Genomic DNA, 14,503 nt, shown 5'->3' with positions numbered 1-14,503 from the left:
CAACAGTTGTTGGGAGTGTATGGAAACTTGCAGCTTAACGAACTACGGCGGCTCGCACAGCTCCCATTAGGGAGAGTGCGCCGGGGGCAAACGTTGTATCTGCACCTGGGCCAGGTTCGCGTACAACGGTGGACTTAAAACGTGAGAAATGGTGCGCGCCACCATCGCGCAAGCCATCAGACTGAGCACCATCGCATGGCCGTCGACCATTTCCATGACGATGATAAAGGAGGTCAGCGGCGCTTGCGTGGCTGCCGCGAGAAAGCCTACCATGCCCAGCGCGATCAGCGCGCTCGCCTGGGGATAGTTGAGCAATTGCGCGACATCGTTGCCCAACGCCGCGCCAATCGCCAGCGATGGGGCGAAGATGCCGGCCGGCGCGCCGGACCAGGCCGTCAGCCAGGTGGCGATGAACTTGAAAAAGAAGAAAATCGCGGGCGAGTGGTCGGAGCCGGCCAACATGTCGCGCGTATGGCTGTAGCCGCTGCCGAACACGGCGCCGCCGGACAGCAGGCCGATGCCCGCCACCGCCAGGCCGCAAGCGGCGGCAAACAGCACCGGCCGGCGCAGCCGCACCCGGCTGAACCAGTCGCGCGAGCTGCCTCCCAGCGAGGCCAGCAGCAGGCGCGAGAACAGGCCGCCCGCCAGGCCGCTCAACAGCGTCACAAGCAGGCCGGGCAGCACCAGCGACAGGTCGATGCCCGCCGCATGGATGATGCCGAAGTAAGTGGCGTTGCCGTTGACGGAGACCGCCATCAACCCGGCCAGCACGATGGCCGCCATCAGCAGTCCGCTGCTGCGTTGTTCGGGCGTGCGCGACAGCTCTTCGATGGCGAACATGACGCCGGCCAGCGGCGTGTTGAAGGCGGCGGCGATGCCGGCCGCGCCGCCGGCCACCAGCAGGCCATGCGCGGTGACGGCGCTGCGCTCGGGCAGCCAGCGGCGCGCCGCCAGCATGACGCCGGCCGCCACTTGCACCGACGGCCCTTCGCGGCCCAGCGACAGCCCGGCCAGGAAGCCGGCCGCCGTCAGCGCCACCTTGGCCGCGCTCAAGCGCAGCGAGACAAAAAATCCCAGGTGTTCGGGGGCGACGGCCGGCTCCAGCGCGGCCATCACCTGCGGGATGCCGGACCCGCCGGCGCCGGCCGCGTAGCGCCGCGTCAGCCAGACGATGGCGGCGGTAGCCAGCGGCGTCCACAGCAGCGGCGCCCACCAGTAGCGGCCGCACAGCGCGAGGAACTGGTCGAAGGCATGCTCGGACAGCCAGGTGAAACCGACCACCACCAGGCCGGACGTAGCGGCGAACGCGACCACGAGGCCGCGTGCGCCCCAGACGCGCCAGTCGCTGAATTCCTTGCGGAAGGCCCGGCGGATATTGTGTTTGGACTGCATAGCTTAAAACCCGATGCCCAATGAAAAACGCCCGGCTTGCGGCCGGGCGTTTGAGGAGCGATTACTTGCTTGGGTAGACGATGTCTGCGCGACGGTTCTGTGCGCGGGCTGCGTCGTCGCTGCCGGTGGCCTTTTCTTTACCGTAGCTGATGGCTTCCATCTGGCCGTCTTTCACGCCTTGTACTTTCAGGGCGGTGATCACAGCTTGAGCGCGCTTCTGGCCCAGGGCCAGGTTGTACTCGGCGCCGCCGCGTTCATCGGTGTTGCCTTCGACTTTGATCGAAACGTTAGGATTCGACGACAGGAACTTGCCGTGATCGGCAACCAGGGCGTTGAACTCAGGCTTGACGGTGTACTTGTCGAAGTCGAAGAAAACACTGCGGTTTTTGTAGATCGAGCTGTTTGGGTCCAGGTACGCTGGCAGGGACACGGCGACTGGCGCGGCCACTGGGGCTGGCGCTGGTGCAGGCGGCGCAACTTTGACTGGCTCAGGAGCCGGTGCTGGGGCGACGACTGGGGCTGGGGTGCTGCAAGCGCTCAGAACAGCCAGTGCGCAGGCTGCCAGCAGGAATTTTTGTTGTGCTTTCATGGAAATGCTCCCGAAATAGTTCAGTTTTTTTGGACGTGCATGGGGTGTGAGGCCTGGACACCAGCCGCGACCGACATTATATAAGGGTTTCCCTCAGAAAAATTAACATACTGCATTATTTTTTTATCCAAGGGGCGAACGGGGCCAGATCCTTGCCCGCCTCGACAAACCAGGCGCGGCGGGTGATGTCGAACTGCGCCCCCAGTGCTTTGACCTGATCCTTCTCGTGGTAAGTGGCCGTCAGGTACTGGCGCGCTGGCGGCGCCGAGGCCGAAGCCGACGTCGAAACGGGCCTGGCCTGGTTGCGGGCGATGGCGGCATCGGCGGCGGCGGCCGATTTCGGCAGGCGCATTTGCGCGATGAAGCCGCTGCGCAGCGCGGCGTCGGTGGGCGAGAGCAGCGTCAGGCGCGCGCGGGCGCGGGTGGCGCCGACGTAGAACAGGTTTTCTTCCTCTGCCTTGGGCTGCATCGGATGCGGGAACTCGTCCACTTGCAGGAAGGGCAGGATCACGTGGTCGAACTCCTTGCCCTTGGCGTTGGCGACGCATTCGATCAGCACCGCCTTGCGTTCGCGCTTGCGGCGCACGAAGGCTTCGCGGGCGTTGAGCGCGGCCCAGAACTGGGCCAGCGTGTGGCCGGAGGCGGCCGCCGCTTCCAGCAGGCCGGCCACGGATTTGTTGACCACGCCCGCTTCGTAGGGACGCACGAAGATGCGGCGCGCGGTCGCCACCAGTTTCACCCGCTCGCACACTTCCGCCAGCACGGCCGCCGCCGGCGTGGCCGGATCGACGGCGGACAGCCAGGCGATGGTGTCGATGACGGCCTTCTTGGTGGCCTGGCTGGCGACGTCGCGGTAGTTGGGCTCGTCGCCGTCGCGCCGTTCGTCTTCGATCAGGAACAGTTCGCCCAGCAGGGCCGGGTCCTTGATGATCTGGGCCTTGAAGTTGTCCATGCGGCGCGCCGAGAAGCGCATCTCGCTGAAGGCGGTCATGGCGTCGACGATGGCGGTGCGCACCTGCTCCGTCTTGACGGCGCCGAAGTCCTTCAGCGCGATCGCCAGCAGGCCGCGCAGGAACAGGATCTCGTCGCGCTGCAGGTAGCCGGCCATGGCGGGCGTGCGGTAGTCGATGTCGGCTTCGATCAGCGCGTTCTCGATGGCCATCGATTGATGGCGGTCGCGTATCAGGATGGCGCAGCCGTCGAGCGGATGGCCGTCCGCCTTCCATTGCTGGATCGCGGCGATGGCCTGCTGCGCGCAGCCGGCGCTGTTGTCGTAGTGCGCGTGGCGGATCTGCGTGTGCAGCGGCAGGCTCGATTCCACCGCCTTCTGCTTGAACTCCGCCATCGCGTAGGCCAGGTGCGGGCCGTGGCGGTAGCTGTAGGTCAGCGGGTAGCGCACCAGCTTCGGGTAGTTCTGGGCGAAGCGGCGGTTCAGGTACTCGTCGCTGGCGCCCAGTTTGGCGTGGATCACCTGGTCCTTGTCGCCGGCGCCGACGAAGAAGCATTGCGGCTTGGCGATCAGCGCGTCGAGGATCTGGAACGCCGCTTCGTTCAGGTCATGCAGCTCGTCGCACAGCACCAGCCGGTAGTCGGGGAAGTGCTCGGCCAGGCGCGCGCCCGTTTGCAGGTTGCTGGCCAGGTCGTAGGTGGCGTCGAACGGGCCGCGGAACACCGCGCCGGCGCCGCCGTCCAGGCGCAGCGTTTCGTATTCCACCGTGGTGACGTAGTCGGTCAGCGGCACGCCCATGGTCTCGGCGACTTCCTCGATGCCGAGGTATTCGACGTCGGCGGCCAGCGCCATGGTCGCCTTCAGTTGCAGCTGCACGTCGAGGAACTGGGCCAGCGCGATGCTGTGGGTTTGCAGGTTCAGGTCGTCCAGGCGGCCGGCATAGCGTTGGCCGACGCGGTCGATCGCGGCCAGCGCATAGTCCTTCAGCTGGCGCGCCTCGGCGCACTGGCGCAGGTAGTCGCCGTCGATGCGGTCCAGCTGGATGCCGGCGAAATCCTCGAAGGTCAGCACGGCGACGCGGCTGGCCAGCGCATGCGGCACGCCGACGTCGAGCAGGCGCTGGCGCATGACGTCGCGCGCTTCCGGCGTGAAGGTCAGCGCCAGGATCTGTTCCGGCGCCAGTTTGCGCGCCAGCGCCTCGCCGATGCGGATCGCCAGCGTGGTGGTCTTGGCGGCGCCGGCGTTGGCGTCCACCAGCACCACCTTCTGCTGCGCCAGCTGAATGGCGGTCTGCTCGGGAGTCGGGATCAGGCCTTGCGGGGTGAAGCGGGGAGGATTTGCATCGGTCATGCGCTCATTATAGCGGCCGGCACCCGGATGCCGGTGGCGGGCGCCGACGTCGCGGACGGCGCGGCTGGCTTGGGGCGCAGGCGCGCGGTGGCGCCTTCGATGAACTGGGCGCTGAACACGCGCCGTTCGACCTGGGATTCGCGGCTGTCGATGACGGTGCACAGCAGGCTGGCGGCCGCGCTGGCCATCTTGGGCATGGGCTGGCGCAGCGTGGTCAGGTTGTAGCTCAGCCAGTTGGACGGCTCGACCGCGTCGTAGCCGGCCACCGACAACTGGCCCGGCACGTCGATGCCCAGCTCGTGGCGGGCGCAGTCGAGGCAGCCGATGGCCATGACGTCGCTGCCGCAGATGATGGCGTCCGGGACGCCGCCCATCTGCGCGATCAGCGCTTTCAGGCCGGTGGCGCCACTTTTATAGTCGTATTCGCCCGGCACCACGACCGGCGGCGGCAGGCCCAGTTCGGCCAGCCGCTCGCAGGCGCCGCGATGGCGTTCGCTGGCGACGCTGGAATCGGTGGCGCCGCCGATGATGCCGAAGCGGCGGTGGCCGGCGGCGGCCAGCCGCGAGACCAGCATGCGGCCCGCTTCCAGGTGGTCGCAGGTGACGGTGTTGACCGACTGGTCGCGCAAGGTGCGGTTGAACAGCACCAGCGGCATGTGGCGGCGTTCGAATTCGGCCACGTGTTCGTCCGACAGGCGGGCGGCGGCGATCACGCCGTCGACCTGGAATTGCCAGACATCGGCCAGCACGCGGTCGACATCGGACTCGCGCGCCAGCGGGAACAGCAGCACGCGCTTGCCCAGCGTGGTCAGTTGCTGGCTCAGTTCGGCCAGCAGTTCAGGGTAGTAGAGGTTGGCCTGGTTGGTGATCAGCACCGCGACCATGTTGGAGCGGCGCGTGATCAGGCTGCGCGCGGCGGCGTTGGGGATGTAGTCCAGCAGCGCGGCGGCCTTCATCACCCTGGCGTGGGTGGACTTGGATACGCTGGCGCCGGGCTTGAAGCAGCGCGACACCGCCGATTGCGACACGCCAGCCACCAGCGCCACGTCATACGAGGTGACGCGGCGGGCGTCACGGGCAATGCTGGCTTTGTGTTCAGTCGCGCAGACTTCGATTGTCGGCTTGGATTTGGTCATCGTCTCGTTACGTGCGTGGTGTTGCATGCATCTTCGTTAGTGAAACGAGCATAATCAAAATCTTACTCGATAGCAATAATAATCGATTTTCTTTCAAGAAATATTTGGCCGGGTGTGGTCCCGCTGCAATTTTTCCTGAAAGACGGGGTTTTCTGATAAGATAACGCCCCTTTATTCACGTGAAGGGTCGACATGGCCATTGCTTGCGGCGTCGATTTTGGCACGTCAAATTCCACGGTGGGCTGGGTGCGTCCCGGACACCCGGTGATGTTGGGACTGGAAGACGGCAAGACTACCTTGCCGTCGGTGGTTTTCTTCAATGCCGAGGACGAAGAAGTTACCTTCGGACGTGCAGCGCTGGCCGAATATCTGGCCGGCTACGAGGGGCGCCTGATGCGCTCCATGAAGAGTTTGCTCGGGACCAGTCTGATCGACGGTCAGACCGAGGTGGGCGGCCGCGCGCTGCCGTTCCGTTCGCTGCTGGCGCAATTCATCGGCGAAGTGAAGCGCCGCGCCGAGCAGTCGGCCGGGCGCCAGTTCACGTCGGCCGTGTTCGGCCGTCCGGTCCATTTCATCGATGACAGCAAGGAAAACGACCAGCTGGCCGAGGATACCCTGGCCGAGGTGGCCCGTTCCGTCGGCTTCAAGGATATCGCCTTCCAGTTCGAGCCGATCGCCGCGGCGTTCGACTACGAGTCGCAGATCACCCGCGAAGAGCTGGTGCTGATCGCCGACATCGGCGGCGGTACCTCGGACTTTTCGCTGGTGCGCCTGTCGCCCGAGCGCGCCACCAAGACCGAGCGCCGCGACGACATCCTGGCCAACGGCGGCGTGCACATCGGCGGTACCGACTTCGATAAATACCTGAGCCTGTCGTCCGTGATGCCGCTGCTGGGTTACGGCAGCCGCCTGCGCAACAACAGCGAAGTGCCGTCCAGTTACTTCTTCAACCTGGCGACCTGGCACACCATCAACCAGGCTTACACCAAGAAAATGTGGACCCAGCTGTCCGACCTGCTGCGCGATTCGGCCGAGCAGGAAAAGCTGGGCCGCCTGCAAAAGCTGATCGACCAGCGCGCCGGCCACTGGCTGGCGATGAAGGCGGAGGAGGGCAAGATCGCCCTGTCCGACGCCGCCAAAGTGCAGCTGGAGCTGGACCGCCTGTCGCCGCCGGTGACGCTGGAGCTGGATCGCGCGCAGTTCGACGACGCCATCGGCCACCTGGTCGGCTCGGTCGAGAACACCGTGCTGAGCCTGCTGCGCGACGCCGGTGTGGCGCCCGCCGACGTGGATACGGTATTCTTCACCGGCGGCTCCAGCGGCGTGCGCATGCTGCGCGAGCGCATCGGCGCGCTGGTGCCGTCGGCACGCAAGGTCGAAGGCGACCTGTTCGGTAGTATCGGCGCCGGCCTGGCGCTGGACGCCGTGCGCAAGTTCGGTTAAATAAAAAAAGGAACACCATGCTCGACCAACCCATCGTCATGCTCGACTTCGAGACCACCGGCCTGTCGCCCGATATGGGCGACCGTATCACCGAGGTGGCGGCGTTGCGCATTGTCGGCGGCAAGGTGGTCGAGCGTTATGTATCGCTGATCAACTGCAATGTGCGGATTCCTTCCTTCATCACCGGCCTGACCGGTATCACGCAGGCGATGGTCGACGGCGCGGCGCCGGTATCGCAGGTGGTGCCGGAGTTGCTGGACTTTATCGGCAGCGACGCGCTGTCCGCCCACAACGCCAGCTTCGACGATAAATTCCTGCGCGCCGAGGCGGCACGGCTGGGCCTGACGCCCGGCTATCAATCGCTGGTGTGCTCGCTGAAATTATCGCGCCGCGTGTTTCCCAAGTTGTCGAGCTATAAGCTGGGCAATCTGTCCGGCGAGCTGGGCATCCGTTTCAAGAGCGCGGCCCACCGGGCCGAGTCCGATGCGGAAGTGGCGGCCGAGGTGCTGATCCATATCGGCAAGCACATCGGTTCGACTTACGGCATCGCCGGCGTCGATCCGAGCCTGCTGGTGGCGATCAACAAACTGGCGGCCGCCAAAGTGCACCAATTCCTCGAAAAACAAAAAGGTCGCTGAAAACCGGTAGCTCGCATTACAATACCGGCACTGATGTATCGATAGTTGGTATTTTGTGAATATACGCCGCAACTTCTTTTATGTGCTGCTATCGCTTCTGCTGGTGTTCTCCCAGCAGATGGGGTACTCGCATGCGCTGTCGCACGCTTCGGCCGCGACCGGCGCCGTGCAGGCCGCCGCGCAACAGGACGAAGAAGCCAGCAGCAGTATCACCAAGCTGGGGCTGGATCACAATTGCGCGCAATGCCTGGCGTTTGCGCAGATCGCCTCCGCCGCCGACAGCCATTTTCATTCTTTCCCGCTGGCTGCCAACACGTCGGTAGCCGTCACCCACGCGCCCGCGCCGCTCGATTGCCGGCGCACCGTCTGCGGCTTCCGATCGCGAGCGCCGCCCGTCCTGTCCTGATCGCACACCCTTGATCCGTCACCGCTGCCGTTTGTGCAGAGGTGCGGCTTATCGTAGCTATCTACAGGATTTGACATGTTGAAACACAAAGTGATGATGGCCGCCTTGAGCGTGGCCGTGGCGGCCCCGCAGGCCTACGCCGCAGATAAAAAAGAACAGAAGGAATTGGCTGAAATCCGCGCGGAGATCCGCCAGATGAAGGAAGCCTACGAGGCGCGCTTGCAGGCGATGGAGCAGCGCTTGCAACAGGCGCAAGCCGATAATGCCGCCGCCAAGGCGCAGATCGCGGCGATCGGTGCGGGCGCGCCAGCCGCTCAGGCCGCCCCGGCTTCGGCGCCGATTCCGACCGCTGGCGCCGCGCCTGCGGTTGCCGCCTATGTCGAAACGCCTGTCGCGCCAGCCAGCACAGCGCCGACCGGCGGCGCCAACCCGGCCAGCAATCTGTTCAACCCGAACATCTCGATGATCCTCGGCGGCACGCTGCAAAACCTGAAACAGGATACATCCCAGTACCGTCTGCAGGGTTTCGCACCGAGCGGCGGCGAGGTCGGTCCCGGCAAGCGCGGCTTCAATCTCGGCGAATCCGAGCTGACCATGGCCGCCAATATCGATCCGCAGTTCGCCGGCCAACTGACCTTCTCGATGAGCGGCGAGAACGAGGTCAGCGTTGAAGAAGCCTTCGTGCAGACGCGCGCCATGTCGAACGGCCTGAACATCAAGGCCGGCCGCTTCCTGTCGGCGATCGGCTACCTGAACGGCCAGCACGCCCACACCTGGGACTTCGTCGATGCGCCACTGGCGTATCAAGCCTTCCTCGGCGGCCAGTACAAGCCGGACGGCGTGCAAGCCAAGTGGTTGGCGCCGCTCGACCAGTTCCTGGAAGTCGGCATGGAGGCAGGCAACGGCACCGCCTTCCCAGGCAACGACCGCAACAAGAACGGCGCCGGCGCCGTCAGCGTGTTCGCCCACCTTGGCGACGACATCGGCAACTCGTCCAGCTACCGCGCGGGCGTGTCCTACCTGCACACCGGCGCCGAACAGCGCGCCTACGAGGACCAGGGCCTGACCAACAGCTTCAGCGGCAAGTCGAATATGTGGATCGCCGACGCCATCTACAAATGGGCGCCGAACGGCAATCCGACCAACACCAACTTCAAGCTGCAGGGCGAGTACTTCCGCCGCAAGGAAAGCGGCACGCTGAACTACGCGCTCGAGACCGATGCGGCCGCCAGCGGCAACTACCGCAGCGTGCAGTCGGGCTGGTATCTGCAGGGCGTCTACCAGTTCATGCCGACCTGGCGCGCGGGCCTGCGCTACGACCGGCTGTCGTCCGGCTCGCAGCGCATCGGCCTGATCGACAGCGGCGCGCTGGCCTGGTCCAACCTACCCATCCTCGAAGCGTACAACCCGTCGCGCAGCAGTTTCATGATCGATTACAGCCCGTCCGAATTCTCGCGCCTGCGCTTGCAGCTGGCGCGCGACCAGTCCCGTCCGGGTGTCACCGACAACCAGATTTTCCTTCAATACATCATGAGCCTGGGCACGCACGCGGCCCACTCGTTCTAAAGGAGCAGGCATGAAACGCACACTCAAACATCTGCTGGTCGCCGCGGCCTGCGTGGCGGCCACGTCGGCGCACGCCGCCATCAACGTGCTGGCCTGCGAGCCGGAATGGGAGGCGCTGACCAACGAACTCGGCGGCGACAAGGTCAAGGTCTCCAGCGCCACCAACGCGCTGCAAGACCCGCACCGCATCGAAGCGCGGCCGAGCCTGATCGCGCGCACGCGCAACGCCAACCTGCTGGTGTGCACCGGGCTGGAGCTGGAAGTGGGCTGGTTGCCGGTGCTGGTCCAGCAATCGGGCAACAGCAAGATCGCCGCCGGCCAGCCGGGCAACTTCGAGGCGGGCGCCTTCGTGCCGCGTCTCGACGTGCCGGGCAAGGTCGACCGTAGCGAGGGCGATGTGCATGCCGCCGGCAATCCGCACATCCAGCAGAACCCGCACAATATCGCGCTGGTCGCCGTGGCGCTGTCCAAGCGCCTGGCCGAGCTGGACCCGGCCAACGCCGCCTACTACCAGGCGCGCCAGAAGGACTTCGCGGCGCGCTGGGATGCGGCCATGCTCAAGTGGGAGAAGCAGGCGGCTCCGCTGAAAGGCGTGGCCGTGGTCGAGCACCACAAGAACATGGAGTATCTGATGGGCTGGCTGGGCTTGCGTCAGGTCGGCACCCTGGAGCCCAAGCCGGGCGTGGAACCGAGCGCGGCGCACCTGTCCGAGCTGCTGTCGCAATTGCAGCGCGCGCCGGCCAAGATGGTGATACGCGCCGCCTACCAGGACGGCCGCGCATCGCAATGGCTGTCCGAGCATGCGAAGATTCCGGCGGTGGTGCTGCCGTTCTCCGTCGGCGGCGACGACAAGAGCAAAGACTTGTTCGGCCTGTTCGATTCGACTGTACAACGCTTGATGGATGCAAATAAATGAACGCTGAAGCGCTGGATCTGATGATCATCCTGCCGGCCTTGCTGGCCGGCCTGTTGGTGCTGCTGACCCACGTGCCGCTGGGCGCGCAGGTGCTGAAACGCGGCATCGTGTTTATCGATCTGGCGATCGCGCAGATTGCGGCGCTGGGCGTGATCATCGCCGGCGCTGCCGAGCTGGACCCGCAAAGCTGGGCGGTGCAGGCCGCCGCCGCCGCCGCCGCCGTGCTCGGTGCGCTGCTGCTGACGTGGACCGAGAAGCGCTGGCCGGAAGTGCAGGAAGCGCAGATCGGCGTGATGTTCATCCTGGCCGCGACGGCGGGCCTGCTGCTGGTGGCGCACAATCCGCACGGCGGCGAGCATTTGCAGGATTTGCTGGCCGGCCAGATTTTGTGGGTGCGCTACGAACAGCTGTTGTTGCCGGCCATAGGCACGGTGGTGATCTGCGGCTTGTTGTACTTCCTGCGCGAACGCTTGAGCCGGCTGGGGTTCTACCTGGTCTTCGCGCTGGCCGTCACGGCGTCGGTGCAACTGGTGGGCGTGTACCTGGTGTTCACCAGCCTGATCGTTCCCGGCCTGGCGGTGCGTCATTATGTCGGCAAGAAACGCCTGGTGCTGGCTTACCTGATCGGCGCCGCCGGCTACGCAAGCGGGCTGGTGTTGTCTACGCTCTACGATTTACCCTCGGGCGCCTTGATCGTCTGGTGCCTGACGATAATAGCCATTGCCGTCTACGCATTCGGCCCCAAGCCCGATGGCGAGCGTCGGGTAGCCCATCACTAGAAACGATAACATTTCATCATGACTCGTTTGAGCGCCGTCAAACCCATGCCGGGGCCGCGTTTTACACTTTAACCAACAATGTTGTGGTGTTGGCCAGAGGTGTACCATGAAGAATCAAAGCTCGGCGAGGGCAGGTTACGACACTTTTCTATGGTACCGGGAGGCGGCCGAGCGCGGCAATCCTTACGCCCAGTTCAATCTGGGCCTGGTCTATAAAAAAGGGCAGGATGTGGCGCGCGACGAGGTCCGCGCCTTCTACTGGATGTCCAAGGCGGCGCAGCAGGGGCTGGCGTTCGCGCAGAATCACCTGGGGGTGATGTACTTCAACGGCCGCGGCGTCGCCCATAACGACAAGGAGGCCGTGCGCTGGTTTCGCGCGGCCGCGCTGCAGGGCGAAGTCTCGGCCCAGCAAAATCTCGGGCAGATGTACAAGAAGGGCCGCGGCGTGGCGCGCAATGACGAAACCGCCTTGTCGTGGTTTTACCGCGCCTCCGAGCAGGGCGTCGCCAGCGCGCAGACTTTGCTTGGCGAGGCCTATGTGCACGGCATGGGGGTGCGCCGCAACTATCCGCTGGCCCTGGCCTGGTTCCGCAAGGCGGCGCTGCAAAACGACGCCAGCGCCCAGCTCAATCTCGGTTTGATGTACAAGCACGGCCACGGCGTGGCGCGCAGCGACGGGCAGGCGCTGGCCTGGTTCCGGCAGGCCGCCGCGCAAAATTGCGCCGTCGCCCAGCGGCTGGTGGGCGTGGCTTATGCCGAGGGGCAGGGCGTGGTGGCCGACCAGCTGCGCGCCTACGCCTGGCTGCTGAGGGCGGCGGAGCAGGAAGACGCGGACGCGCAATTCAATCTCGGCATCATGCTGGCCAATGGCAAGGGCGTGGACCGCGACGACGAACTGGCTTTCACCTGGTATCGCCGCGCCGCCGAGTCCGGCCATGTGCTGGCCCAGTACAACCTCGGCGGTATGTACGCGCGCGGACGCGGTGTGCCACGCGACGAGCAGCGGGCGCTGGAGTGGTACCGCATGGCGGCCGAGCAGGGCGCGCCGAATGCGCAGTTCAATGTCGGCGTCATGTATGCCAACGGCCACGGCGTGGCCAAGGACGAGGCGCGGGCGGTGGCCTGGTATCGCTGCGCGGCCGAACAGGGCGACGCCAGCGCGCAGAATAATCTCGGTGTAATGTACGCCAACGGCCTGGGCGTGGCGCGCGACGAGGAGCAGGCCGTGAGCTGGTACGGCAAGGCTGCCGAGCAGGGCCATGCATTGGCGCAGTTCAACCTGGGCGGCATGTACGGCAGCGGACGCGGCGTGGCGCGTGACGATGAGAAATCCTGCATGTGGCTGACGTTGGCCGCCGAGGCCAGCGAACTGGCGGCGGCCAGCAACCGCAAGAAATCCGACCTGGACCTGACGCCGCAGGCGCTGGAGGCTGCCACCGAACAGGCGCGCCGCTGGCGGGCCGCGCATGCGACGCAGGTGCGTCCGGCCTGAACTGCTCAGTTGGTTTGTTGGCGGCGATCCACGAACAGGCTGTTGCCGTGTATCTTCTTGGCTTGCTTCTTCGATTCCGCTGCCGCGGTGGCGATCTGGTGGTGGGTGTAGTACTGGCGCGGTTCGACTCGGATCGCGCCGATCGACAAGCTCATCAGTGAGTAAAACACTTTCTTGCCCTGCCGGTCTTCGCTGATGTAGCCGCCGCGCTCGCGGTCTTCAATGCTGTAGAAATCCTGCACCTGTCGTTCGAACTCTTCAAGAATGGCGGTGCAGCGGGTTTCCCAGTCCTCGCTCTGGAACAGGATCATGAAATCGTCGCCGCCGATGTGGCCGACGAAGTCGCGGTCGGCGTCGGTGCGTTCGCTGAGCAGGCGGCCGGTAAGCTGGATCACGTCGTCGCCGCGGCGGTAGCCGTAGACATCGTTGAACGGCTTGAAATGGTCGAGGTCGAAATAGCATACCCAGAACCGCGTGCCGCTTTCCAGCAGGCGGTCGATATGCTCGTTGATCGGCACATTGCCCGGCAGCTGGGTCAGCGGATTGGCGTAGCGCGCCGCGTTGATCTGCATCTGCGTGATCTCGCGCATCAGGTCGTGGCCGGTGCCCATGCCCAGGTAGCGCCCCTGGTCGGTGATGATGAAGCCGTTGAACAGCTGGTGCGCGTCGGCCTGCACCATGCGGAAGCTCAGGTCTTGCAGGCTGGTGTCCTTGTCGGCGATCAGCGCATTGCTGTCCATGAACTGCTTGCACGACTTCTTGCCGTACAGCTCGCGCTGGTAGGGGCGGGCGAAGTGCTCGATCATGTCGAAGCGGCTGACCAGGCCCAGCGGCACGCCGTCGTCGACCACCGGGACGATCAGCAGCTTGGGATGGTGCACGAAGATCTCGTACAGCTCGTTGTTGTTCATGCTGGACGGCACCGAGTCGGCCTGGTGCAGCAGCTTGTAGATGCTGGCGCCGTTCTTTTCCGCGCCGCGCTGGGGATAGACCGCCACGCCGTTGCGCGCCAGCGCCTTGACCACTTCGGCCGGCGCGGCGCGGGCCGGCTGGGCGTGCGGCCGGCCCAGGTGGTAGCCCTGGCCGAAGGCAACGCCGACATCGCGCAGCACCAGCAGCTCGGCCTGGGTCTCGATGCCCTCGGCGATCACCAGCGTGTTGGACTTCTCGGCGATCTCCTGGATCGAACGCACGAATTGCAGCTTGACCGGATCGTGGTTGATACCTTGAATAAAGTGCATGTCGATCTTGACATACTCGGGCCGGAGTTCCGACCACAGCCGCAGGCTGGAGAAGCCTTCGCCCAGGTCGTCGATGGCGATCTGGAAGCCCATGTTACGGTAATGCAGCACCGCTTCGCGCATCAGCTCGTAGTCATAGGTCGGCTGGTTCTCGGTCAGCTCGATGATGACGCGGTCCGGGTTGATGCCGATCTGGTGGATGTATTCCAGCGTCTCGCCGTGCGGCGCGTCGCGTTGCATCAGGCATTCCGGGCTGACGTTGAGGAACAGCTTGCCGGGCAGGTCGAGCTCGGCAAAGCGCTCCAGCACCACGCGCCGGCACAGGTGCTCGACCTCGACCGTCAAGTCGTTGGCGCGCGCCACCTTGAACAGATTCATCGGCGCATGCAGGGGGCTGTCGGACGGCCCCCGTATCAAGCCTTCGTAGGCGATGATTTCGCCGCTCTGCATGTGTACAATCGGCTGGAACAGCGCACTCAGCTGGCGGCGCGCCAGGATGTCGTACAGATGGGCGCGCAACACCGCCTCCTCGTCCTCGGCCTTGGGCGGAAGATAGATGATGTTGGGGCTGAGGACGGAATTCACGGTGAATGCTTGCCAAAAGTC

Annotated in this window: 12 protein-coding genes; 7 read left to right on the top strand and 5 right to left on the bottom strand. The window is 65.0% G+C overall.

Translation table 11 applies throughout. The features are described 5' to 3' along the window. Nucleotides 1-66 precede the first annotated feature (66 nt). The 4 genes from V6M89_RS12865 to V6M89_RS12850 form a co-directional block, all read right to left on the bottom strand. On the bottom strand, nt 67-1,392 hold the full coding sequence (locus V6M89_RS12865) for a chloride channel protein (RefSeq protein ID WP_332853530.1): 1,326 nt from the start codon (nt 1,390-1,392) through the stop codon (nt 67-69). A gap of 61 nt (nt 1,393-1,453) precedes the next feature. After that, nucleotides 1,454-1,981: an OmpA family protein gene (locus tag V6M89_RS12860; RefSeq protein WP_332853529.1), complete on the bottom strand. Its 528-nt coding sequence runs from the start codon at nt 1,979-1,981 to the stop codon at nt 1,454-1,456. 115 nt (nt 1,982-2,096) lie between these two features. Further along, the gene (locus tag V6M89_RS12855; RefSeq protein WP_332853528.1) at nt 2,097-4,280 is read right to left on the bottom strand and encodes an ATP-dependent helicase; all 2,184 of its coding nucleotides are present in this window, start codon (nt 4,278-4,280) and stop codon (nt 2,097-2,099) included. Continuing rightward, nucleotides 4,277-5,443: a LacI family DNA-binding transcriptional regulator gene (locus V6M89_RS12850; protein ID WP_332853527.1), complete on the bottom strand. Its 1,167-nt coding sequence runs from the start codon at nt 5,441-5,443 to the stop codon at nt 4,277-4,279. The genes V6M89_RS12855 and V6M89_RS12850 overlap by 4 nt, the downstream gene beginning before the upstream one ends. A 165-nt stretch (nt 5,444-5,608) precedes the next feature. Here V6M89_RS12850 and V6M89_RS12845 point away from each other — a divergent pair, with 165 nt between their 5' ends. The 7 genes from V6M89_RS12845 to V6M89_RS12815 all read left to right on the top strand — a co-directional run bounded on the left by V6M89_RS12845 (nt 5,609) and on the right by V6M89_RS12815 (nt 12,656). After that, a complete protein-coding gene (locus V6M89_RS12845; protein ID WP_116990756.1) occupies nt 5,609-6,859 on the top strand; it encodes an Hsp70 family protein in 1,251 nt (416 codons plus the stop codon). Between the two features lie 17 nt (nt 6,860-6,876). After that, nucleotides 6,877-7,497 (top strand): 3'-5' exonuclease, encoded by a 621-nt coding sequence (locus V6M89_RS12840; RefSeq protein WP_332853526.1) that lies wholly within the window; start codon nt 6,877-6,879, stop codon nt 7,495-7,497. A gap of 55 nt (nt 7,498-7,552) precedes the next feature. Beyond that, a complete protein-coding gene (locus V6M89_RS12835; protein WP_332853525.1) occupies nt 7,553-7,903 on the top strand; it encodes a hypothetical protein in 351 nt (116 codons plus the stop codon). Nucleotides 7,904-7,978: 75 nt separating this feature from the next. After that, on the top strand, nt 7,979-9,469 hold the full coding sequence (locus V6M89_RS12830) for a hypothetical protein (protein ID WP_332853524.1): 1,491 nt from the start codon (nt 7,979-7,981) through the stop codon (nt 9,467-9,469). Between the two features lie 10 nt (nt 9,470-9,479). Beyond that, nucleotides 9,480-10,385 (top strand): metal ABC transporter substrate-binding protein, encoded by a 906-nt coding sequence (locus V6M89_RS12825; protein ID WP_332853523.1) that lies wholly within the window; start codon nt 9,480-9,482, stop codon nt 10,383-10,385. Next, the gene (locus V6M89_RS12820) at nt 10,382-11,164 is read left to right on the top strand and encodes a metal ABC transporter permease (RefSeq protein WP_332853522.1); all 783 of its coding nucleotides are present in this window, start codon (nt 10,382-10,384) and stop codon (nt 11,162-11,164) included. Before V6M89_RS12825 ends, V6M89_RS12820 begins: the two co-directional genes overlap by 4 nt. 106 nt (nt 11,165-11,270) lie before the next feature. Continuing rightward, nucleotides 11,271-12,656, top strand: a complete 1,386-nt coding sequence (locus V6M89_RS12815; RefSeq protein ID WP_332853521.1) for a tetratricopeptide repeat protein — start codon at nt 11,271-11,273, stop codon at nt 12,654-12,656. A 5-nt stretch (nt 12,657-12,661) separates the two neighbouring features. Here V6M89_RS12815 and V6M89_RS12810 read toward each other — a convergent pair whose 3' ends face one another. After that, the gene (locus tag V6M89_RS12810; RefSeq protein WP_332853520.1) at nt 12,662-14,482 is read right to left on the bottom strand and encodes a GGDEF domain-containing protein; all 1,821 of its coding nucleotides are present in this window, start codon (nt 14,480-14,482) and stop codon (nt 12,662-12,664) included. Nucleotides 14,483-14,503 lie beyond the last annotated feature (21 nt).

The organism is Duganella sp. S19_KUP01_CR8, assembly GCF_036688705.1.
Lineage (GTDB): Bacteria > Pseudomonadota > Gammaproteobacteria > Burkholderiales > Burkholderiaceae_D > Rugamonas.
The sequence above is the reverse complement of the archived record's forward strand: the minus strand, read 5'-3'. Positions and strand labels throughout refer to the sequence as shown.